Below are 19,671 nucleotides of genomic sequence, written 5' to 3'. Positions count from 1 at the left end.
GACGGCGGCACCGACTCACGGACTCCAGCCGACGACAACTTCGGCTGTGGCCGGTCCCCGACCGACCACCGCACCAAACCGCAACAACCCTCGCCTGGTCCCGCACCCCAGGCACGGTCACGGGCCGACCGCCCCAGCCACATCACAGCTGCTCTAACCCCAGCTTGCCGAGCCGGGAGCGGATGGCACCGGGCTGACGTCCGAACTCCGTGCCGAGCACGTCGAGATCGCGCTCCCCTTCCCGGTACCAGGTGAGCAGCTTCGCTTCGTCTTCCGCGGTCCAGGCGTGACCGAAGTTTGGGTAGCGGGCGCGGAGCTCCTCCGGGTCCTCCCGGCGGCCGTTTCCCGGGGCGCGCTCTACGCGGACGGCCACGACGACGATGACGACGGCTCCGCCGGGGTGCCGGTACCTGTCTGACCTGCGGGGGAGGCCCAACAGCCCGCAGCCCCCGAAAGGTCTTGAAAACCGTCGTGGCAGCGATGTCACCGTGGGTTCAAATCCCACACCCACCGCAGTAGAACGGCCCCTGACCTGGTAGTTGGTCAGGGGCCGTTCGCATTCACCGCAGGGTTTCCAGCAGGGCTAGAACCAGGACTGGTAGAGGCTCGGGTTGGTGTGTGTGCCGCAGGGGAACGTGCGTAGGCCGTGTTCGCTGTCGTCGAGACATCGGCCGGTCTTCTGGTTCTTCAGCTCGACATCCCCGTTCGGAAACCGATGGACGATCCAGCTTTCGTCCTTGCCCTGGTCGCAGGGCTGGGTGGACGCGTCGCCGTCCGGATAGTCGGCCAGGCACAGGCCAGTGGCGTGGTTCCGCATCCGGCGGGTGCCGTCGGCCCAGACATGTACGGTCCACTTCTGGTGGCTGTTGTTGTGGCAGATGGTGGTTCTCAGTCCGTGCTCGGAGCTGTCGTCGAGGCAGGCGAACGTGGCCCGACTGCGGAAGGACTGGACCGTGTCCGCGGCTTCGCGTGCCGCTGCGGTACCGGGCGCCGGCAGCAGCACGGACGTGAGCGCGGCGGTCAGTACAAGGGCAGTCGTAGTGATGCGGCGGCACCGTACGTCTTGGATCACTCCCACATCTCTATCGCCGGTCCACCTCCGCTTATGTGCCCAGAACGCCAGTTCACCCGTGAGGAGCACAGGTTCCTGGCTAGAGGGCGTCGATCTGCCAAGCGATCACGCCGGTTGATCCCTTGGCTCCGGCCACGTTGATCCGGACGAGTTCGTCCCCGGTGATCCGCTGTTGCACCACTGATTCATCGCAAGGCACTGATGTCTCTGCGCCTGCCTGCGCGGGCACGAACTGGAGTCGCGCGCTGCCGTTGCCGGCGCAGACCAGGTTGAGCTGGTAGGTCCTGCCCTTGCTCAGGCCGGGTTCGGTGTGGATGCCGTCGCTCACACGCTCCACGCCGGCTTCGACCAACGTCCCGCTGTGGACTGCGGCAATGGCCGCTTGAGCCCGCTCGGTGAGGTCCTTCTCCGGTGGCCCGGACGTCGTTCCGGTCGGGCTCGGTGCGGGCGATGTCGGTCGGGGCGCAGAGGTGTTCTCGGCATCGTCGGATGATGTGCACGACGCGAGCAGGAACGCCGACATCACCACAGCGCATCCGGCGAGCCGGGGCGCTCTCGGGAGGGAACGGATCATGACTTGGTTTCCCAACGGTAGCCGTGTTGTCAGCCCATGCCGCGTTCATGGGAGCCATGCCGCTCCGACTGGCCGAAGAGCTCAGCGGGGGAGGCGAGCAGTACGGTGCGAAGTGCTGTGTCCAGCCATCCGGGATCGATGGTCACGCCCATGGTGCGTTCCATGAGTGCGAAGGACTCGGAGCACAGGGTCCCCATGTGGAAGGCGACTCCTTGTGCCCAGGTGGGGACCTCCGGTTCCGGGTCCATCCAGGCCGCGTCCTCCATCTCGAATGGGTCGAACATGCCGTCCACGTGGCCATCGAAGGCGTGCATGACCTGGTACCTGGCATTCACGCTCTGGTGGACACTGAAGAACTCGCCTCCGTCAGCGGACGTTCGTCTGGCGATCTCCGGAATGCTGCCGTGGTAGCCCCATTCCATGGTGATGACGTGTCGGCCGACGGTGAGGACACGAAGCAGTTCGTAGTCCTTGTAGATGTGGGCTGCCTGCTCTTCGGAGGCCTCGGCAAACGTCATCAGCCGCGACGCTTCTGGATCGCCGCCGAAAGCCCGGATCACCTCGTTCTCCGTCTTCCCCGCGCTCACGGAGAAGGTGTATGCGTCGAGCTCGTCGGCATCGGCCCACGCATATCGGGCGACGAGGTCCTCCCAGCTCGCAGTGCCGCCACACTTCGGGCCCCGAGGCAGGTCAGGAGTCATGGTGCCGCACCCTAGCGGCGGGCGGCGACGTAGTGCAGATCCGGCGGGAGTTCGCGTAGCCGCGTCCATGACCAGTGAGGTTCCCAATGGAGCGGCCCCCGGCCCGGACCCGGCCCGGCTGTAACGGCGGCCCTCGTCCGGGCGGTTGGCGCCGACCGACGGCGCCCGCGCCCGTAATCATTCGCGTGGCAAAACAGGCGACGATTGATCAGCCAGGGATCAGGAAGCCTCTTTCCCGGTCAAGGTCGCGCGCTCCGGTGCCGATTCACCGTGCATGGCCAATCAACGCCAGGCTGTCGTGATCGTGCACGGGATGGGCGAGCAGCGGCCCTTGGATGCCCTCACGATGTTCATCCGCGCGGGACTGCCGCCGGTGAGTCCGGGGACCTGGAAGTTCTACTCGCTGCGGGACATCGCGTCCGAGTCGTTCGAATCCCGTCGGTTCCTCGCGCCCGCCGACGGTGACCGTCCGCAGACGGAGTTCTTCGAGCACCACTGGGCGCATCTGATGCAGGGGAACCGGATGTCGGACATGCTGCCGACGTTCCTCAAGCTGATCCGCCGCCTGCCGCCGAAGGGGATCGGGTTCGCGTGGCTGGCCAGCTGGGCGCTCCTGCTGCTGGCGGGCTGGGGGATCCTCGTCCTCGACATTCCCTTCGAGGGGGAGAAGTCGGCCGTCGAGAACCTTCTCAACATCGCGTTCACCGTGCTGGGGACGGGCACGGTCGGGGTCGTTCTGCTCTTCCTCGCCACCAGGTTCGGGCCTTCGTTCATCACGAACAGCTTCGTCGACGTGGTGCGCTATCTCGACACCTCGCCCCGTTCGTACGCGGTACGGCGGGACATCCGCGAGGGGATGGTGGAGTTGCTGCAGCGGCTGCACCAGGCGGAGATCGGCGGTGGCCGCCCCCGCTATCAGCGGGTCATCGTCGTCGCGCACAGCCTGGGCGCCTATATCGCCTACGACGGAATCACCACGCTCTGGGGCATGACGAGGAATGCCCTCGCCCCGGGTTCCCCGTCACTGCTGACGCTCGAAGCGACGGCGGCCGCGATGCCGGGGCGGGACGAGAAGCGGACCCCCACCCCGGGTGAGACGACCCGGTACCGCGAGGCGCAGTGGGGGCTGTGGACCGATCTCCGCGCACAGGGAAACCACTGGCGGATCACCGACTTCATCAGCTGCGGCACGCCCATGTGCTTCGCCGAGAGGCTCTACACGAAGAAAAAGGGCGACTTCGAGGCGCGAGTCGCCCGCCACGAGATCGTCACCTGCCCGCCGCTGCCGCAGGCGGAGCTCGGTCCCGGGGACACACCGCTCTCCTTCACCTGGAAGGGCAAGGCCGTGCTCAACGACTGGTCGCCCTTCGCGGTCGTGCGCTGGACGAATCTGTGGTTCCCGTTCAGCCCCTCGTTCTGCGGATTCCTGGGTGACTGGTTCGGCGGGCCGCTCGGGCGTCTGTTCGGCAGCGGAGTCCACGACGTCCCGGTGCGGGGGAACAAACCCTGGCGGCTCATCCCCGGCTGGGCGCACACCCGCTACTTCAGCTTCCCGAACGCCCGCGGCGACGACTCCGTCACCCGGCACCTCGCCGACGCCCTCGACCTCACCGCGCCGCTGCCGGAGGAGCCGTAGACCTCACCGAGCCATGGACCTCACCGAGCCATGGACCCCACCGAGCCCTAGAGCTCGTGGTCCTCGGCCAGTTCCTCCCACGCCAGTTCCCGCAGCGGGTGGTCGTCGACCGAGCCCGACGGGGTCTGCGGGGTCGGCTGGAACCAGGCGACCGTGAGGTGGGAGCGATGCAGGACCGGGTCCAGGGACGGGTCCACGGCGGTGGAGCGGAAGGAGCCGAGGCAGGCCACCTTCGGGATCACCTCGACCGGACCGAACGCGCCGGAGTAGTCGTCGGGATATTCGCGCACGGGCGGGATCAGATGCACCGGCGAGGAGGGGAAGGCGCGTTCGGCTGAGCGCAGCAGGCCCGTGATCTTCATCTTGTTCACGATCGCGCAGGGGTAGCCCTCCAGCATTCCGCCGTACGTGGAGGAGAGCTGGAGCTCCATGAGGTCTACCGGGCGGCCGGAGGGCAGGACTATGCGGCTCAGGGACATGATCGGCAGATTAGGGCGCTTCCCCGGGCAGGGCATGTGAATTTCAGGGGCGGTGCCCGGTCATGCGTGCCGCCGAGGCGATCGTCGCCCGTGCCTCCCGCTCGCTCAGGCCCGTGTCGATCGCCGCCTCGACCAGGGGGTCCACCAGCGCGGGACCGATTCCGTCCTCGTAGGCCCGGCAGGCCGCCCAGAACAGGCGGGTGTTGCGCTGGCCCTCGTGCGCGGCGAGGACGAACTGGACCAGGCCCCGGCCGTGATCGCCCGCCGACGGCGGCACCGGGCTCTGCGGTACGACCCGGGGCGGCACGGCGCGCGGCGGTGGGAGCAACAGGCGGAGCAGGGAGGGCGGGCAGGCCGCGGGGGCCAGGTGCGCGGTGCCCGGGGCCGTGCCGTACACGCCGTGGTCCGTGCGGGAGCCGGGGCCGACCAGGTAGCCGCCGGCGCCCCGGATGTCGATGCCGGGGGCGAGGCGGCTCGCCGAGTTGGGGACGACGACGTCCGGCGGGCCGCTGAGCCAGAGGTGGCGTCCGCCGCTCGGGGTCAGGACGACCACGGTGTCGGGGATCGTGAACAGATGGCGCAGCGCCAGTTCGCGCAGGGCCGCCGAGGAGTCCGTACCGGATTTGGTGTCGAGGTCGATGCCGATGAGGTGGTGGGGCGGGAGGCCGCACGCGATTCCGTAGCCCGTGGCCCAGGGGGCCGCCGCGAAGAGGTCCCGGATGCGGGCGGGGTCCGTCGAGGCGTCGTACACGCCGTGGCCGTAGCGGCCGCACTCGCCGCGGCAGGGGATCAGGTCCGCGGGGGTGTCTCGGTGAGGTGAGCGCAGGGCCGGGAGTTTGGTCCGGGACAGGGGGATGACGGCCAGTCCGCGTTCGGCGGCTGACAGGGCGTGCGCGAGGGCCAGCGTCGTGGCCTGCCGGTCGTGCCGGTCGGTGGTGGCCATGCCTCCATGTTCGTACGTACGTTCGAGAAAGGGAAGAGGGGGCCGGTGCGACTCGCCCGGCGGCGACGGGTTGGCCGGAAATTCACCGGAACGCTTCCCCTCTTGCGGCGCTTGGGCCGCGCTGTCCCTGCCGCCCCGACCTGGGCGTTCCGGTCAAGCAAAGGGGTTTATCGACTTGTCCTCACGCTTGAGGACGAATCGCGGCTTCCGGGGTGGTTCGCCGGGGATTCGGTGGGCAACTCTGGATTCGCGACGTCGTGCACAGCGCCGGGGCGGTCGGCCAACTGCCCTGGTGGAAGCCGTAGTTCATGGGCTTGGGGAGCCGTGCTTCACGGGCTTCACGTACTTCACGTTCTGGAGGAACAACATGGCAAGCATCCGTACCGCCCGAGTCATCGCCGCCGTCTCCGCTCTTCCGCTCGCCGCCGCTCTCTTCAGCGGTGTCGCGGCGGCGGACAACGGCGCCATCGCGGACGACGGATCGAGCGCGGCCGTCACGAATGCCTGGCAGGGCATCATCGGCAGCGGCGTGGGCGGCGACAACTTCGGCAACTCGTCCACGACCCAGCAGCAGGCGATCGGCTCCGGCGCCTCGAACCAGAGCAATACCGCCCAGGTCAACGGCTCCGCGTTCACAGCCGTCAATCAGGGGAACGACAACGTGGCCGTCAGCTTCACCCCACTGTGGTGGTGAGCTGAGGGCCGGTGTCCGGCACCGGTCCTGATCGGTCTCTCGTGTGGTGTGCTCTGTGGGGTGTTCACGTCTGCGCGGCGGTGCCACGGCATCGCCGCGCAGACGTTTTCCCGACTCCGAGGCAGTCTTGACTCTCCATCACATCTGACGGACAGTCAGAAACTCTGAGAGGGGAGGGAGTCGTGCACCGCGACGAAGACCTGACCGAGCAGCTCAAGGCTTTCGAAGGCCGCGCCGCCGCCACCGAGGGCACCGCCAAGGACCCCGTCAACCTGCCCATGATCCGGCACTGGTGCGAGGCCCTCGGCGACACCAGCCCCGCGTACACCGGCCCCGACGCCATCGCCCCGCCCACCATGCTCCAGGCGTGGACGATGGGCGGCCTGTCCGGGCACACGGGCCGTTCCGCCGCGTACGACGAACTGCTCGGTCTCCTCGACGCGGCGGGCTGCACCTCCGTCGTCGCCACCGACTGCGAGCAGGAGTACGTCCGCCCCCTGCGCCCCGGCGACGAGATCACCTTCGACACCGTCATCGAGTCGGTCTCCGGCCGCAAGACCACCAAGCTCGGCACCGGCCACTTCGTCACCACCCGCACCGACCTCCGGGTCGGCCCCGACCTCGTCGGCACCCACCGCTTCCGCATTCTCAAGTACGCCCCCGCGGGCCGACCGGAGCGGCCCAAGCGCCCCCGCCCCGTCGTCAACCGCGACAACGCCGGCTTCTGGGAGGGCGTCCGCCGCCATGAACTCCTCATCCAGCGCTGCACCGGCTGCGCCGCCCTCCGGCACCCCTGGCTGCCCGGCTGCAACGCCTGCGGCGGCCTGGACTGGGACACCGTCCCGGCCAGCGGCGAGGGGACGGTGCACTCGTACGTCGTCATGCACCACCCGCCCTTCCCGGCCTTCGATCCCCCCTACGCCGTAGCCCTGATCGAGCTGGCCGAGGGCGTGCGGATGCTCGGGAACGTGGTCGGGACGCCGCACGACAAGGTGCGGATCGGGCTGCCGGTGCGGGTCGGGTTCCACGCGTACGACGATGAGTTGACGCTTCCCGTGTGGAGGGCGGAGGCATGAGGCCCGGAGACGAGCTCGCCCCGCTCACCATCCCGGTCACCCGCACCCTGATCGTCGCCGGGGCCGTCGCCTCGCGCGACTACCAGGACGTCCATCACGACCCGGAACTCGCCCGCGAGAAGGGCTCCCCGGACATCTTCATGAACATCCTCACCACCAACGGCCTCGTCGGCCGCTACCTCACCGACCGTCTCGGGCCCACGGCCGTGCTCCGCAAGCTCTCCATCCGGCTCGGCGCCCCCAACTACCCCGGCGACACCCTGGTGCTGACCGGCCGGATCGAGGCGCTCGACGGCGATGCGGTGACCGTGCGGATCGTCGGCAGCAACGGCCTCGGCGCGCATGTGACCGGCACCGCGACCGTCACCCTGGGAGGCGGGCGATGAACCGCCGTACGGCGATCGCCGGGATCGGGGCCACCGAGTTCTCCAAGGACTCCGGGCGCAGCGAGCTCCGGCTGGCCGTGGAGGCGGTGCGGGCGGCGCTGGACGACGCAGGGCTGACGCCTGGCGACGTGGACGGCATGGTCACCTTCACCATGGACACCAGCCCGGAGATCACCGTCGCCCAGGCGGCCGGGATCGGCGAGCTGTCCTTCTTCTCCCGCGTCCACTACGGCGGCGGCGCCGCCTGCGCGACCGTCCAGCAGGCCGCGCTCGCCGTCGCGGCGGGGATCGCCGAGGTCGTGGTCTGCTACCGCGCCTTCAACGAGCGCTCGGGCCGCCGCTTCGGCTCGGGGGTGCAGCAGCGGGAGCCGTCGGCGGAGGGCGCCGCGCTCGGCTGGGTGCTGCCGTTCGGCCTGCTCACCCCGGCGTCCTGGGTGGCGATGGCGGCCCAGCGCTACCTCCACACCTACGGCCTGACCCCGGAGGCGGCCTTCGGGCCCGTCGCCGTCACGGCCCGTCGGCACGCGGCGACCAACCCGGCCGCCTGGTTCCACGGCCGCCCCATCACCCTCGCCGACCACGCCGCCTCCCGCTGGATCGCCGAACCGCTGCGGCTGCTGGACTGCTGCCAGGAGACGGACGGCGGCCAGGCGATCGTCGTCACGTCCCTGGACCGGGCCCGCGATCTGCCCCGCCCGCCCGCGGTGATCGCGGCGGCCGCGCAGGGCGCCGGACGCGGTCAGGAGCAGATGACCGGCTTCCACACCGGCGACCTCACCGGCCTGCCCGAGTCGGCGGTCGTGGCCCGGCAGCTGTGGCGGACCAGCGGACTGGGGCCGGCCGGCATCGACGTGGGCATCCTCTACGACCACTTCACCCCGTTCGTGCTGATGCAACTGGAGGAGTACGGCTTCTGCGGGAAGGGCGAGGCGGCGGAGTTCGTGGCGGCGGACCGGCTGCCGCTGAACACCCACGGCGGTCAGCTCGGCGAGGCGTACCTCCATGGGATGAACGGCATCGCCGAGGGTGTACGCCAGATCCGCGGGACCGCGGTCAACCAGGTGCCCGGGGCGGCGAGCGCGCTGGTCACGGCGGGGACGGGGGTGCCGACGTCGGGGCTGGTGCTGACCACGGACGGATGACCCGCGGGGCTGCGGACGTATGACCCGCAGGGGTAAACCCGCAGTACCCCCCGGCCGCTCGTCCACCCTCAGGAGGTGGAGCCACCCCCACCCCTACAACCTGAGGCGGACTCGGCTTCGGGACCTCCGGCCGATGAGTGACAGTGGTGCCCGCTCCTAGCGTTGGAGCCATGACCACACCCGTCTGCACCAGCGCTTCGAAGGCCGCGGCACCCAGGGCGCACGCACCGCACGCATCGCACGCTTCCCGGGCGCAGACCCTTCCGTACCCGTCGTTCTCGTCGTACGTGAGGGCCCGCCAGCCGGTGCTGCTGCGTACCGCCAGGTCGCTGACCTCGAACCCGTGCGACGCGGAGGATCTGCTCCAGACCGCGCTCACCAAGACCTATGTGGCCTGGGAGCGCATCGAGGACCATCGCGCGCTCGACGGATATGTGCGCCGGGCGCTGGTGAACACCCGCACCTCGCAGTGGCGCAAGCGCAGGGTCGACGAGTTCGCGACCGACGAACTGCCCGAGCCCGAGCCCTGCCCGAGCGGATCCGACCCGGCCGAGCAGCAGGCGCTGCACGACGCGATGTGGCGGGCGATCATGAAGCTGCCGGCCCGACAGCGGGCGATGGTCGTCCTCAGGTACTACGAGGACCTCAGCGAGGTACAGACGGCCGAGGTGCTCGGCGTCTCCGTCGGCACCGTGAAGTCGGCGGTGTCCCGGGCGCTCGGAAAGCTGCGGGAGGACCCGGAACTGGCTCCGGCCCGGTAGCGTCTGCCGCGGTTCAGCACAACGTGACCTGATCGATCGCCCTCCCCTAGTGACATACCGCGCGGTATGCGCGCAGAATCTGCGCAACCGTTACCACCGCGTAGGCAATGCCGCCCCGGGAGGACCGCCGTGCTGAGCACCATGCAGGACGTACCGCTGTTGATCTCCAGGATCCTGAGCCACGGATCCACCATCCACGGCACCTCACAGGTGACCACCTGGACCGGCGAGCCCGAACCCCACCGCCGCTCCTTCGCCGAGATCGGCGCCCGCGCGGCCCAGCTGGCGCACGCGCTGCGGGACGACCTGGACGTGGCCGCCGACGAGCGGGTCGCGACCCTGATGTGGAACAACGCCGAGCACGTCGAGGCCTACTTCGCGATCCCCTCCATGGGCGCGGTCCTGCACACCCTCAACCTCCGGCTGCCCCCCGAGCAGCTGGCCTGGATCGTCAACCACGCCGCCGACCGGGTCGTCATCGCCAACGGCTCCCTGCTGCCGCTGCTGGCCCCGCTGCTCCCGCATCTGAAGACGGTCGAACACGTGGTCGTCACCGGCCCCGGCGACCGCGGCCTGCTGGCCGCCGCGGACGTGCGGGTGCACGAGTACGAGGACCTGATCGACGGCAAGCCGATCGCGTACGACTGGCCCGAGCTGGACGAGCGCTCCGCCGCCGCCATGTGCTACACCTCCGGCACCACCGGCGACCCCAAGGGCGTCGTCTACAGCCACCGCTCCATCTACCTGCACTCCATGCAGGTCAACATGACCCAGTCGATGGGCCTGACCGACCAGGACACCTCCCTGGTCGTGGTCCCGCAGTTCCACGTCAACGCCTGGGGCCTGCCGCACGCCACCTTCATGACCGGCGTCAACATGCTGATGCCGGACCGTTTCCTCCAGCCCGCGCCGCTGGCCGAGATGATCGAGCGCGAGAAGCCGACCCACGCCGCCGCGGTCCCGACCATCTGGCAGGGCCTGCTCGGCGAGCTGACCGCCAACCCCCGCGAGGTCTCCTCGCTCGGCCAGGTCACCATCGGCGGCTCGGCCTGTCCGCCCTCCCTCATGCAGGCCTTCGACCGGCTCGGCATGCGGGTCTGTCACGCCTGGGGCATGACGGAGACCTCCCCGCTCGGCACGATCGCCCGTCCCCCGGCCCACGCGGTCGGCACCGACGCGGAGTTCGGCTACCGCCTGACCCAGGGCCGCTTCCCCACCTCGGTGGAGGCCCGCCTCACGGGCCCCGGCGGCGAGCGCCTGCCCTGGGACGGCGAGTCGGCGGGCGAGCTGGAGGTCCGCGGCCCGTGGATCGCCGGCGCCTACTACAACGGCCCCGACGCCGAACCCCTGCGCCCCGACGACAAGTTCAGCGAGGACGGCTGGCTGAAGACCGGTGACGTCGGCACCATCAGCGCGGACGGCTTCCTGACCCTCACCGACCGGGCCAAGGACGTCATCAAGTCCGGCGGCGAGTGGATCTCGTCCGTCGAGCTGGAGAACGCCCTGATGTCCCACCCGGAGGTCGCCGAGGCCGCCGTCGTCGCCGTCCCGGACGACAAGTGGGGCGAGCGCCCGCTGGCCACGGTGGTCCTGAAGGAGGGCTCCACCGCCGACTTCGCCACCCTGCGCACCTTCCTCGCCGACCAGGCGGGCATCGCCAAGTGGCAGCTCCCGGAGCGCTGGACGGTCATCGAGTCGGTCCCGAAGACCAGCGTCGGCAAGTTCGACAAGAAGGTGCTGCGCAGGCAGTACGCGGAGGGCACGCTGGATGTGACCCAGATCTGACCCAGATCTGACCCAGATCTGACCCAGATCTGACCCGGATCTGACCCAATTGGAGAGCCCCCGGCGCCGGCCGGGGGCTCTTCCGCTTGCTCGGGCTAGTTGGTGCCGATCCGCGCCAGCAGATCCACGATCCGGCTCTGCACCTCGCCGCTCGTCGAGCGCTCCGCGAGGAACAGGACCGTCTCGCCCGACGCGAGGCGCGGCAGGTCGGCCTGGTCGACGGCGGCCGTGTAGACGACCAACGGGGTCCGGTTGAGCTGGCCGTTCGCGCGCAGCCAGTCGATGATCCCGGCCTGTCGGCGGTGCACCTGCATCAGGTCCATCACCACCAGGTTGGGCCGGAACTGCCCCGCCAGCGTCACCGCGTCGGTGTCGCTCGCGGCCCGCGCCACCTGCATCCCGCGCCGCTCCAGCGTCGCGGTCAGCGCCAGCGCGATCTCCGCGTGCTCCTCGATCAGCAGCACCCGCGGCGGATGCTGCTCACTGTCCCGGGGCGCCAGCGCCTTCAGCAGTACGGCAGGATCGGCGCCGTAGGCCGCCTCCCGCGAGGCCTGTCCGAGCCCCGCCGTCACCATCACCGGGACCTCGGCGGCCACCGCGGCCTGCCGCAGCGACTGGAGCGCGGTACGGGTGATCGGGCCGGTCAGCGGGTCCACGAACAGCGCCGCCGGGAACGCGGCGATCTGCGCGTCGACCTCCTCGCGCGAGTGCACGATGACCGGCCGATAGCCGCGGTCGCTGAGCGCCTGCTGGGTGGTGACGTCCGGCGCGGGCCACACCAGCAGCCGCCGCGGGTTGTCCAGCGGCTCCGGCGGCAGCTCGTCGTCCATCGGCTGCGGGCGCGGGGTGTCCGAGACCTCCACCGCCCCGCCCGGACCGTCCAGCGGCTCCGGACCCTCGGCGGCGTTCTCGTCCGGCGCGCCTATGGCGTACGACCGTCCGGTGCCCTCGGTGGCCTGCGCCAGCCGGGGCTGCCCGGCGAGGGACGGCTGCGGCTGGGGCTGCTCGGCCTGCGGATGGGGCCGCGCCAACTGCTCCGGCTGCGCGGCGCCCGCCGGGTCCGGCCGCGTGCCCAGCTTGCGGCGCTTGCCGCCGCCGGTCGACTGATGCGGGGGCGGCGTCGCCGACGCCTGCTGCACCTGCACCGCCTGCCGGGTGAACGGCACGCCCTGGCCGAGCGTCCGCACACTGATCGCCCGCCCCTGCGTGGAGTTCGGGTCCACGGGCACGGCGGCCTCGGCGGGCAACGGCTGCGCGGCCCGGGGCGCGGCGGCCTCGGGGGGCAGCGGCGTACCCGGAGCGGGGGTGCCCTGCGTGGGCACGGCCGTACCGGCGCCGGGGGTGTCGCCGTCCGCGGCCGGCCATGGCTGGGGAGCGGCGGCCTCGGCGGGGAGGGGAGCGGCCACGGGGGCCTGCGCCTGCTGGGCCGCCACCGCTTCCTGCTCCGGCTGCCCCTGCGCGGGCGCGGCGACGGCCCGCCGCCGACGCCCGGTCGGCGCGCTCGTCGGATGCGGCTGCGGCGGCGTGTGGTCCTCGGAGTGGTCGTGCGGTACGGCGTCGTGCCGCCCGTCGTCGGCGACGGGACCGTCCGCGGCGGGGGCCGGAAGCTGGGCGGGCACCTGTGCGGGCACCGCGCTCATCGCCACCGGAGCCTGCACGTCCGCCCGGTCCGCCTTGGCCGGCGGCAGCGCGAACACCGTACGCGGACCCGCCTCCTGCGCGGCCGCCCGCTCATTGGCGGCCGCCAGCGCGCGGCGCCGCCGCCCGGTCGGCTGACCGTCCTCGTCCTGGCCCGAGCCCGTGCCCGGCGTCGGCTGAGCCGGAACCGGCCCGGACGCCCCGGCCGCGGGCAGCGCCGGAGGCAGCGCGTGCTGCTCGCCGGAGTCCCGTCGGGCCCGCCGCCCGCCCGGCCCCGGGACGCCCTGCGGCGGCACGGTGCCGCCCAGACCGGTCCCCACGGCCGCGGTGCCCGCGGCATGCTCGGCGGCCATGACGACGGCACCCTCGGCCACCCCGTCACCGGCGTTCGCCAGCGCGATCTCGGCCCCCGGGTTCGCCACGGCGACCTCCGCGCCGGCGACCTCCGCGCCGGCGACCTCCGCGCCGGCGACCTCCGCCGGACGCCCGCGCCGCCGCCCGGTCCCGCTCGGCAGCTCGGCCGGAGCCGAGGCCGGAGCCGAGGACGGAGCCTGGGCCTGGGCCGGAACCGGTGCGGCGGTCTCCTTGGTCTCCGCGGTCTCCGCCGCGCGCCGCCTGCGCCGCCCGGTGGGCGCGGACTCGCTCTCGCCGTCGCCGGACTGCCCGGCGACCTCGCTCTCCAGGAAGGCGTCCACGGAGGACCGCCGGGCCCGCCGCCGCCCGCCGCCACCGGTGGCCGGCTGTTCGGCGGCCGGTGCCTCGTCCGCGAGCACGGCGATCTCGGCGGCCGGAACCGTCCCGGCGCCACCGCCGATCGGCACCTCCAGCACGAACGCGCTGCCGCTCATCCCCGGCACCTCGTGCGTCTGGAGCACACCGCCGTGGGCGCGCACGATCCCGCGCACGATCGGCTCGTGCACCGGGTCTCCCCCGGCGTACGGCCCGCGCACCTCGATGCGCACGACCTCGCCGCGCTGCGCCGCCGCCACGACGACCGTGTTGTCCAGGTAGCCGCCCGCCGAGACGGGCGTGTTGCCGGTGGCGTCGACGCCCGCGACATCGGCGACCAGATGCGCCAGCGCGGTCGCCAGCAGCCGGGTGTCGACCTCGGCCTCGATGGGCGGCGCGTGCACGGCGAACTGCACCCGGCCGGGGCCGATCAGCTCGACGGCCCCGTCGACACCGGCCGCGACGACCGCGTCCAGCATCACCTTGGTCCGGGTGATCTGCTCGCCGCCCGTGTCCAGCCGCTGGTAGCCGAGGACGTTGTCGATGAGGGTGGTGATCCGGGAGTAGCCGGCCGAGAGGTGGTGCAGCACCTGGTTGGCCTCGGGCCACAGCTGGCCGGCGTCGTCCGCGGCCAGCGCGGCGAGCTCACGGCGCAGTTCGTCCAGGGGCCCGCGCAGGGACGTCCCGAGCAGGGTGAGGAGCTGCTCATGGCGCCCGGCGAGGGCCTCGAACCGGTCCTTCTCCCGCTCGCCGAGCGCGGCGTACCGCTCCTCGTTCGCGGCGAGTTCCTCCGCGTGCCGCTCCTGGAGCTCCTCGACCTCGCCCACATGCTTCTGGCGCAGCGCGGTCAGCTCGGAGGCGTGCTCCTCGGAGAGCCGCTCCAGATCGTCCTCGTGCCGCTTGTCGGAGGAGGCCTTCTCCTCGACGAGGGAGTCGTAGGGCCGCCGGTCGGTGAAGGTCATCACGGCGCCGACGAGCTGGTCGCCGTCGCGCACCGGCGCGGTGGTCAGGTCGACCGGCACCTGCTCGCCGCTCTTGGCGAACAGCACCTGCCCGCGCACCCGGTGCTTGCGCCCGGAGCGCAGGGTGTCGGCGAGCGGGGACTCCTCGTACGGGAAAGGCGTCCCGTCGGGTCGGGAGTGCAGGACGAGGTCGTGCAGCTCGCGCCCGCCGAGATCGCTGGCCCGGTAGCCCAGTATCTGAGCGGCGGCCGGGTTGACGAGGACGATCCTGCCGTCCGTGTCCGTGCCCACGACGCCCTCGGAGGCGGCCCGCAGGATCATCTCGGTCTGCCGCTGCGAACGGGCCAGCTCGGCCTCGGTGTCGATGGTCCCGGAGAGGTCGCGCACGACGAGCATCAGCAGCTCGTCGCTGGTGTAGCCGTAACCGTCGTAGGCCTGCTGGCCGTTCTCCAGATTCGCGGAGGTGACCTCGACCGGGAACTCGCTGCCGTCGGTCCGCCGCGCCATCATCCGGGTCGGCTTGGTCCGCCCGGCCGGGTCCATGTGGTCGGGACGCCGCATGGATCCCGGGATCAGCTTGGAGTCGAACTGCGGCAGCAGATCGAGCAGCCCGCGCCCCACCAGGGCGGTCCCGGGTGCCTCGAAGGCCTCCAGCGCGATGGTGTTGGCGTTGACGACGGTCCCATTGGCGTTGACCAGCACCAACGCATCGGGGAGCGCGTCCAGTATGGCTGCGAGGCGAGCAGCGCCTCGGGATGGCCTGCTGCTCACGAGACGCTTCCCTCCTGTTACCGCACCTTGCCGACCGCTCGGGCCATCTTGCCAACCGGCCCGCGACGTGTCACGCGAGGGAGTCTAAGGGCTGGGGTTGTGACGGCGACGCCGGATGAGAGGGAGGTCGCACGACGAAGTGACCCAGAACGTATGACCGTGTCCGTCCACCGTCGGTTCGCTTCGCCATACCTTCGCGGGACTTTTACGGAGCCGTCGACTCAGCTCCGGCCCTCGGGCCGCAGATCGGGCAGTACGGGCACGAGCCGGTCCCACCGGGCGATCTCGCACCCGTCACCCCGGTCGAACCGCGCGTCCACGGGCCGCCCGGCCCAGGTCCCGGTGACATACGCGGTGGCGGGACCGCCGTACTGCATGGTGCAGACACTGCCGTCCGGTACGGGCGCGAAGGCGTCCTTGCCCCAGCGGGCCCCGCGGTCCAGGGCGGCGCAGGCCCCGGCGGCATCGGGGTGGTCGCCGCCGCCGGGGTGGCAGTACAGCTCGTACCGCCCGTCCATCCCGCCCCCGGCGCCGCGGACGGTGACGGTGAGGTGGTCGCCACCCCGGGCGGCGCCGGGAAGGACGGCGGCGACCGATCCGGCCGTAACACCGACGACGAGGAGGAGACGGCGCAGGGGGCGGGTGCGGGGGCCCCGCGACATGACGTTCGACATGACGTCCGAGATGACCTTCGACATGACCTGACTAACGCCCCGCGTACGGGGACGTTGCGGGCCCGCCCCACCAGCGGCAAGGGCTTTGCCCCGCACCCCGGCTGCCTAGTACCGTAGGGGGCGATTGGTGACACCGCGCTCGACTGTGTCATCATCGGCACGCACCACTCGCGCTCGCGCGAGCGGCTGTGCTGGAGGCGTCGCCTAGTCCGGTCTATGGCGCCGCACTGCTAATGCGGTTTGGGCCTTAAAGCCCATCGAGGGTTCAAATCCCTCCGCCTCCGCCATCCGATCAGGGAGTTCAGCTGATGTCAGCTGGGCTCCCTGAGTCGTTTCCGGAGCACCTGAGCACACGTACTCAGCGGCTCTGAGCAGACCCCCTCTTCCCGGTCGGACGCGGCGACGCCAAGGTGTACGACGGGTTCTCTTCGACGGGGGTGTCGTATGACTGCGAAGTCCTGGCTGCGCGTGCTGGTCGCCGGTGCCGCAGCGCTCACGCTGGCCGGGTGCAGCAAGGCGGACCGCGCGGTGATGGCCGCGCCGGGGTGCCCCGAGGGACCCTCCGCGCGGCCGACGCAGCGGGAGCTGCCGGCGGGCACCGCATGGGCGTGGGACGCGCCCGCCGACGCTCCGGCCGGCTTCCGGGAAGGCCCGGTACCCGGCCTGACCGATGTCGTCTCGATCGCGGACAGCGGCCACACCACCGTGGCCGTACGCGCCGACGGCACCGTGTGGTCCTACGGCACCAATGTCGGCGGCTCCCTCGGCCACGGCTCCCAGGAGCGGGTCCACGAGGCCGAGCCGAGGCAGGTCACGGGGATCGGTCCGGCGCACGCGGTGTACAGCAGCGGACCGACGTTCTACGTCGTCCTGCGGGACGGCACCGTGTCGGCCTGGGGTTCGGACAGGTTCCTGGTCAAGGGAGGGAAGCGGGAGGGGTACGACGGGGTGGCCGTCCCCGAGCGGGTGTCCGGCGCCGAGGACGTGGTCGCGATGGGACCGAACCTCCTCAACGCCTTCGCGCTGCGCTCGGACGGACGGGTCCTCGGCTGGGGGATCAACCTCACCGACGTACTGGGCGACCGGGACGGCACCCGGATCGGGGCGGTCCCCGACGTCGGGGGCGTCGTCGACGTGGCCGCGGCGGGCGAGGCCGTGGTGACGGTGAAGGCGGACGGGAAGGTGTGCGCGTGGGGGAACAACGTGCACGGCCTGCTGGCGGTCGAGCCGACGGGCGGACAGTCCGCACGCCCGGTGCACGTAGCTGCCTTGAAGAACATCGTGCAGGTGGCGGGCGGCTCGGACGTGGCGTACGCCCTGGACCGGGGCGGCGCGGTCTGGGCGTGGGGCCGGGGTGCGAGCGGTGCGTTGGGCGACGGCGACACCTCGGACCACGCGTCCGCGACGCCGGTCCGGGTCACCGGGCTGCCCGAGATCCGCCGCGTCTCCGCCTCCGGGCTCACGGGGTACGCCATCGACACCGAGGGCGGGTTGTGGGCCTGGGGCTCCGGCACGACCCTCGGCAAGCACGCCGCCCGGCCGATACGGATCCCGCTTCCCGCCCCGGCCCTGGACGTCTCGGGCCACCACGCGATCGTGCTCCCGAAGTAGCCCTTCTCGCACGTTTCCGCAGCTCACAAGGGGTGCGCTTAACGGATTTCACATGGCGGCGGCAGTCATGTAATGTTCTTCCTGTCGCCGCGAGCGGGCCGAAAGGACCGGGACCGGCGGGAAAACAGAACAAGCACTCGTAGCTTAACGGATAGAGCATCTGACTACGGATCAGAAGGTTGCAGGTTCGAATCCTGCCGAGTGCACACAGGTCAAAGGCCCCCCGGGATCATCCCAGGGGGCCTTTGACATCAACGGCTGACATCAACGCGGTTGGAAACGGCGCCTACTCGTCGGCAGTCGGTTCCTCCTTACCCTCCGATTTCTCCTCCGGCTCGTCGAGGTTGAGCGCGTTGTCCATCTGCTCTGCGGCGGCACGCAGCGTCGTATCCATCACATGCGCGTAGGTGTCCAGCGTCATCGTGATTGTGCTGTGCCCGAGCGTCTCCATGATCGTGCGAGCGTCGACGCCCTGAGCGAGCAGAAGTGAGGCGCAGGTGTGCCGGAGGTCGTGGACGCGGACACGCGGCACGTGTGCGTTCTTGCAGAGGATGGTCAGCACGCGGTTGAGGCTGCGGGGGTCGGTGACGCGACCGGTCACCGTGGTGAAGATCAGGCCGTCCGGATGACCGGGGGTCGGTTGCCATTTCTTCCCCGCCACCTTGCGTTCCCGCTCCTGCTGGGCACGGTGCTCTGTGAGCGCTCGTACGCAGTGCCTCGGCAGAGGCACCGTGCGAACGGACCGCATGGTCTTCGGAGTACCGAAGATCAGCTCTCGCCGGATGCGCTGCACGTTCCGGCGAACGCGGAGCTGACCGTTCCTGAGATCAACGTCCGACCACGTGAGCGCGAGAGCCTCGCCCCGGCGTAGGCCGGTGGACACGAGCAGCAGCCACAGGGCGTAGAGGCGGTGGGATCTGGCGGTCTTCAGCAGTAGGCGGGCTTCCGTGGCGTCCAGCGGACGCACCTCCTTGGGGGCGACGGTGGGGGTTTCTACGATCCGGGCGACGTTGCGTGCGATCAGTTCCTCTCGCATCGCCTGCTGGAGAGCGGACCGCAGAACGGCGTGGATGTACTGAACGGTGCGGGCCGACGGACGACGCTCGCAGCACTGGCCGATGGCGCAGCAGGAACGCTTGCCCTCCGGTCGATCCTTGTCTGCGCCACGGAGACAGCACAGGCAGGAGGTCTTGAACTCGGCGAGGAAGCGGCGCACATCCGCTGGCGTCAGCCGATTCAGCTTCTTCTTGCCGAGCGCGGGCCGGATGTAGAGGCGGGTCAGTCCCTCGTAGCTGTTGAGTGTGGAGGGCTTGAGCCGCTCCGGCGCGATGGCGGCGAGCCAGTACGTGAGGTAGTCGCCGAACGCCATCGTCGACGATGCGGCGGGGATGCCCTGTCGGGTCTTCTCCTGCATCTCCGTGAGCTTGTCGGCGACCTCATCGCGGGTCTTGCCGTAGGCGAACTTCCGCGTGCGGGTGCCGTCGGGGCGGTAGACGTACGCGGCGGCCTGGTAGCGGCCGTCTGCGCGCTTGGTGATCGTTCCTTCGCCGTTGGCGCGGCGCTTCGCCATCAGTCGCTCTCCTCAATGCGGTTGCGCATGTACTGGCGTACGGCGTCGACCGGGATGCGGCGAGCGCGACCGGACGTGAAGCTTTCGATCTGTTTCGAACGGATGAGGTCGTAGACCTTGCTGCGACTCAGGCGCAGGGCAGTCATGACCTCGGGGACCATGAGCGCTTCGTGGCTCGGAGGCATGGCGGGGGTCATGGGGCGACTCCTCTGGGGGCAGTCCGTCGGGGACCTGTCCGAGGTGTGGATTTCTGCGTCATTGCGTCATCAGCGTCATTCGTGCTTCTGACCTGGGGTTTTGTGTGACGCAGTGGTTTGGGGGTGCGTCATCGGTGCGTCATCGCATGACGCAGATGACGCAGGATGACGCAGAGGCGGCCGTCTGCGTCATGGCTGTAGCCGCAGGCCAGGGGCTGTTTTTCGGTCCGCATGACGCAGATGACGCAGCGTCTTCCCTCTTAGGACAAA

18 protein-coding genes and 2 tRNA genes are annotated in these 19,671 nt (G+C 70.8%); 10 read left to right on the top strand and 10 right to left on the bottom strand.

The features are described 5' to 3' along the window. Positions 1-142: 142 nt before the first annotated feature. The 4 genes from STRCI_RS20215 to STRCI_RS20200 all read right to left on the bottom strand — a co-directional run bounded on the left by STRCI_RS20215 (position 143) and on the right by STRCI_RS20200 (position 2,347). A complete protein-coding gene (locus STRCI_RS20215; RefSeq protein ID WP_269660355.1) occupies positions 143-373 on the bottom strand; it encodes a hypothetical protein in 231 nt (76 codons plus the stop codon). Positions 374-583: 210 nt separating this feature from the next. Next, on the bottom strand, positions 584-1,072 hold the full coding sequence (locus tag STRCI_RS20210) for an RICIN domain-containing protein (RefSeq protein ID WP_269660354.1): 489 nt from the start codon (positions 1,070-1,072) through the stop codon (positions 584-586). A 79-nt stretch (positions 1,073-1,151) separates the two neighbouring features. Next, a complete protein-coding gene (locus tag STRCI_RS20205; protein ID WP_269660353.1) occupies positions 1,152-1,595 on the bottom strand; it encodes a hypothetical protein in 444 nt (147 codons plus the stop codon). Between the two features lie 80 nt (positions 1,596-1,675). Beyond that, positions 1,676-2,347: a DUF6461 domain-containing protein gene (locus STRCI_RS20200; RefSeq protein WP_269660352.1), complete on the bottom strand. Its 672-nt coding sequence runs from the start codon at positions 2,345-2,347 to the stop codon at positions 1,676-1,678. A 274-nt stretch (positions 2,348-2,621) separates the two neighbouring features. Between STRCI_RS20200 and STRCI_RS20195 the strand changes: the two genes are divergently transcribed. Continuing rightward, positions 2,622-3,983 carry a hypothetical protein gene (locus tag STRCI_RS20195; protein WP_269660350.1) on the top strand — a complete coding sequence of 454 codons (1,362 nt, stop codon included), beginning with the start codon at positions 2,622-2,624 and terminating at the stop codon, positions 3,981-3,983. Between the two features lie 47 nt (positions 3,984-4,030). Here the strand turns inward: STRCI_RS20195 and STRCI_RS20190 are convergent, their stop codons facing one another. Together STRCI_RS20190 and STRCI_RS20185 are read right to left on the bottom strand one after the other, a co-directional pair. Continuing rightward, the gene (locus STRCI_RS20190; protein WP_269660349.1) at positions 4,031-4,462 is read right to left on the bottom strand and encodes a hypothetical protein; all 432 of its coding nucleotides are present in this window, start codon (positions 4,460-4,462) and stop codon (positions 4,031-4,033) included. Between the two features lie 43 nt (positions 4,463-4,505). Beyond that, a complete protein-coding gene (locus STRCI_RS20185; RefSeq protein WP_269660348.1) occupies positions 4,506-5,405 on the bottom strand; it encodes a bifunctional DNA primase/polymerase in 900 nt (299 codons plus the stop codon). 367 nt (positions 5,406-5,772) lie between these two features. On the opposite strand from STRCI_RS20185, the gene STRCI_RS20180 reads away from it, so the two are divergent. From STRCI_RS20180 to STRCI_RS20155, 6 genes are all read left to right on the top strand, one after another. Continuing rightward, positions 5,773-6,099 (top strand): hypothetical protein, encoded by a 327-nt coding sequence (locus tag STRCI_RS20180; protein ID WP_269660347.1) that lies wholly within the window; start codon positions 5,773-5,775, stop codon positions 6,097-6,099. 182 nt (positions 6,100-6,281) lie between these two features. Beyond that, positions 6,282-7,175 (top strand): bifunctional MaoC family dehydratase N-terminal/OB-fold nucleic acid binding domain-containing protein, encoded by an 894-nt coding sequence (locus STRCI_RS20175; RefSeq protein ID WP_269660346.1) that lies wholly within the window; start codon positions 6,282-6,284, stop codon positions 7,173-7,175. Next, positions 7,172-7,561 (top strand): MaoC family dehydratase, encoded by a 390-nt coding sequence (locus tag STRCI_RS20170; protein WP_269660345.1) that lies wholly within the window; start codon positions 7,172-7,174, stop codon positions 7,559-7,561. The genes STRCI_RS20175 and STRCI_RS20170 overlap by 4 nt, the downstream gene beginning before the upstream one ends. After that, positions 7,558-8,703, top strand: coding sequence for a lipid-transfer protein (locus STRCI_RS20165; RefSeq protein ID WP_269660344.1), 1,146 nt, complete (start codon positions 7,558-7,560; stop codon positions 8,701-8,703). The genes STRCI_RS20170 and STRCI_RS20165 overlap by 4 nt, the downstream gene beginning before the upstream one ends. 170 nt (positions 8,704-8,873) lie before the next feature. After that, the gene (locus STRCI_RS20160; RefSeq protein ID WP_269660343.1) at positions 8,874-9,464 is read left to right on the top strand and encodes a SigE family RNA polymerase sigma factor; all 591 of its coding nucleotides are present in this window, start codon (positions 8,874-8,876) and stop codon (positions 9,462-9,464) included. Between the two features lie 129 nt (positions 9,465-9,593). After that, positions 9,594-11,249, top strand: coding sequence for a long-chain fatty acid--CoA ligase (locus tag STRCI_RS20155; protein ID WP_418953360.1), 1,656 nt, complete (start codon positions 9,594-9,596; stop codon positions 11,247-11,249). A 95-nt stretch (positions 11,250-11,344) separates the two neighbouring features. On the opposite strand, the gene STRCI_RS20150 is transcribed toward STRCI_RS20155, so the two are convergent. Together STRCI_RS20150 and STRCI_RS20145 are read right to left on the bottom strand one after the other, a co-directional pair. After that, entirely contained in the window at positions 11,345-15,349 is a 4,005-nt protein-coding gene (locus tag STRCI_RS20150) for a response regulator (RefSeq protein ID WP_269660342.1), read from the bottom strand. A gap of 221 nt (positions 15,350-15,570) precedes the next feature. Further along, positions 15,571-16,011 carry an SSI family serine proteinase inhibitor gene (locus STRCI_RS20145; protein ID WP_269664595.1) on the bottom strand — a complete coding sequence of 147 codons (441 nt, stop codon included), beginning with the start codon at positions 16,009-16,011 and terminating at the stop codon, positions 15,571-15,573. A gap of 205 nt (positions 16,012-16,216) precedes the next feature. Between STRCI_RS20145 and STRCI_RS20140 the strand changes: the two genes are divergently transcribed. The 3 genes from STRCI_RS20140 (at position 16,217) to STRCI_RS20130 (ending at position 17,840) form a co-directional block, all read left to right on the top strand. Continuing rightward, positions 16,217-16,310: transfer RNA gene (locus STRCI_RS20140), tRNA-Ser, on the top strand. Between the two features lie 157 nt (positions 16,311-16,467). Then, complete coding sequence (locus tag STRCI_RS20135) at positions 16,468-17,634, top strand: RCC1 domain-containing protein (RefSeq protein WP_269660341.1); 1,167 nt, start codon at positions 16,468-16,470, stop codon at positions 17,632-17,634. 133 nt (positions 17,635-17,767) lie between these two features. Beyond that, positions 17,768-17,840 (top strand) — tRNA-Arg (locus STRCI_RS20130). 80 nt (positions 17,841-17,920) lie between these two features. On the opposite strand, the gene STRCI_RS20125 is transcribed toward STRCI_RS20130, so the two are convergent. Next, positions 17,921-19,204 (bottom strand): tyrosine-type recombinase/integrase, encoded by a 1,284-nt coding sequence (locus STRCI_RS20125; RefSeq protein ID WP_269660340.1) that lies wholly within the window; start codon positions 19,202-19,204, stop codon positions 17,921-17,923. Further along, a complete protein-coding gene (locus STRCI_RS20120) occupies positions 19,204-19,401 on the bottom strand; it encodes a helix-turn-helix domain-containing protein (RefSeq protein ID WP_269660339.1) in 198 nt (65 codons plus the stop codon). Before STRCI_RS20120 ends, STRCI_RS20125 begins: the two co-directional genes overlap by 1 nt. Between the last annotated feature and the right edge of the window lie 270 nt (positions 19,402-19,671).

The sequence above is a fragment of the Streptomyces cinnabarinus genome, assembly GCF_027270315.1.
Classification (GTDB): domain Bacteria; phylum Actinomycetota; class Actinomycetes; order Streptomycetales; family Streptomycetaceae; genus Streptomyces; species Streptomyces cinnabarinus.
This window is presented reverse-complemented; position numbering and strand designations above follow the sequence as displayed.

Bases quoted from the DNA above. Each gene is read 5' to 3' on its own strand.
- STRCI_RS20195 (WP_269660350.1), top strand. From the start codon at position 2,622: ATGGCCAATCAACGCCAGGCTGTCGTGATCGTGCACGGGATGGGCGAG.
- STRCI_RS20120 (WP_269660339.1), bottom strand. From the start codon at position 19,401: ATGACCCCCGCCATGCCTCCGAGCCACGAAGCGCTCATGGTCCCCGAG.
- STRCI_RS20160 (WP_269660343.1), top strand. From the start codon at position 8,874: ATGACCACACCCGTCTGCACCAGCGCTTCGAAGGCCGCGGCACCCAGG.
- STRCI_RS20165 (WP_269660344.1), top strand. From the start codon at position 7,558: ATGAACCGCCGTACGGCGATCGCCGGGATCGGGGCCACCGAGTTCTCC.
- STRCI_RS20200 (WP_269660352.1), bottom strand. From the start codon at position 2,347: ATGACTCCTGACCTGCCTCGGGGCCCGAAGTGTGGCGGCACTGCGAGC.
- STRCI_RS20180 (WP_269660347.1), top strand. From the start codon at position 5,773: ATGGCAAGCATCCGTACCGCCCGAGTCATCGCCGCCGTCTCCGCTCTT.
- STRCI_RS20145 (WP_269664595.1), bottom strand. From the start codon at position 16,011: ATGTCGCGGGGCCCCCGCACCCGCCCCCTGCGCCGTCTCCTCCTCGTC.
- STRCI_RS20190 (WP_269660349.1), bottom strand. From the start codon at position 4,462: ATGTCCCTGAGCCGCATAGTCCTGCCCTCCGGCCGCCCGGTAGACCTC.
- STRCI_RS20185 (WP_269660348.1), bottom strand. From the start codon at position 5,405: ATGGCCACCACCGACCGGCACGACCGGCAGGCCACGACGCTGGCCCTC.
- STRCI_RS20125 (WP_269660340.1), bottom strand. From the start codon at position 19,204: ATGGCGAAGCGCCGCGCCAACGGCGAAGGAACGATCACCAAGCGCGCA.
- STRCI_RS20205 (WP_269660353.1), bottom strand. From the start codon at position 1,595: ATGTCGGCGTTCCTGCTCGCGTCGTGCACATCATCCGACGATGCCGAG.
- STRCI_RS20170 (WP_269660345.1), top strand. From the start codon at position 7,172: ATGAGGCCCGGAGACGAGCTCGCCCCGCTCACCATCCCGGTCACCCGC.
- STRCI_RS20135 (WP_269660341.1), top strand. From the start codon at position 16,468: ATGACTGCGAAGTCCTGGCTGCGCGTGCTGGTCGCCGGTGCCGCAGCG.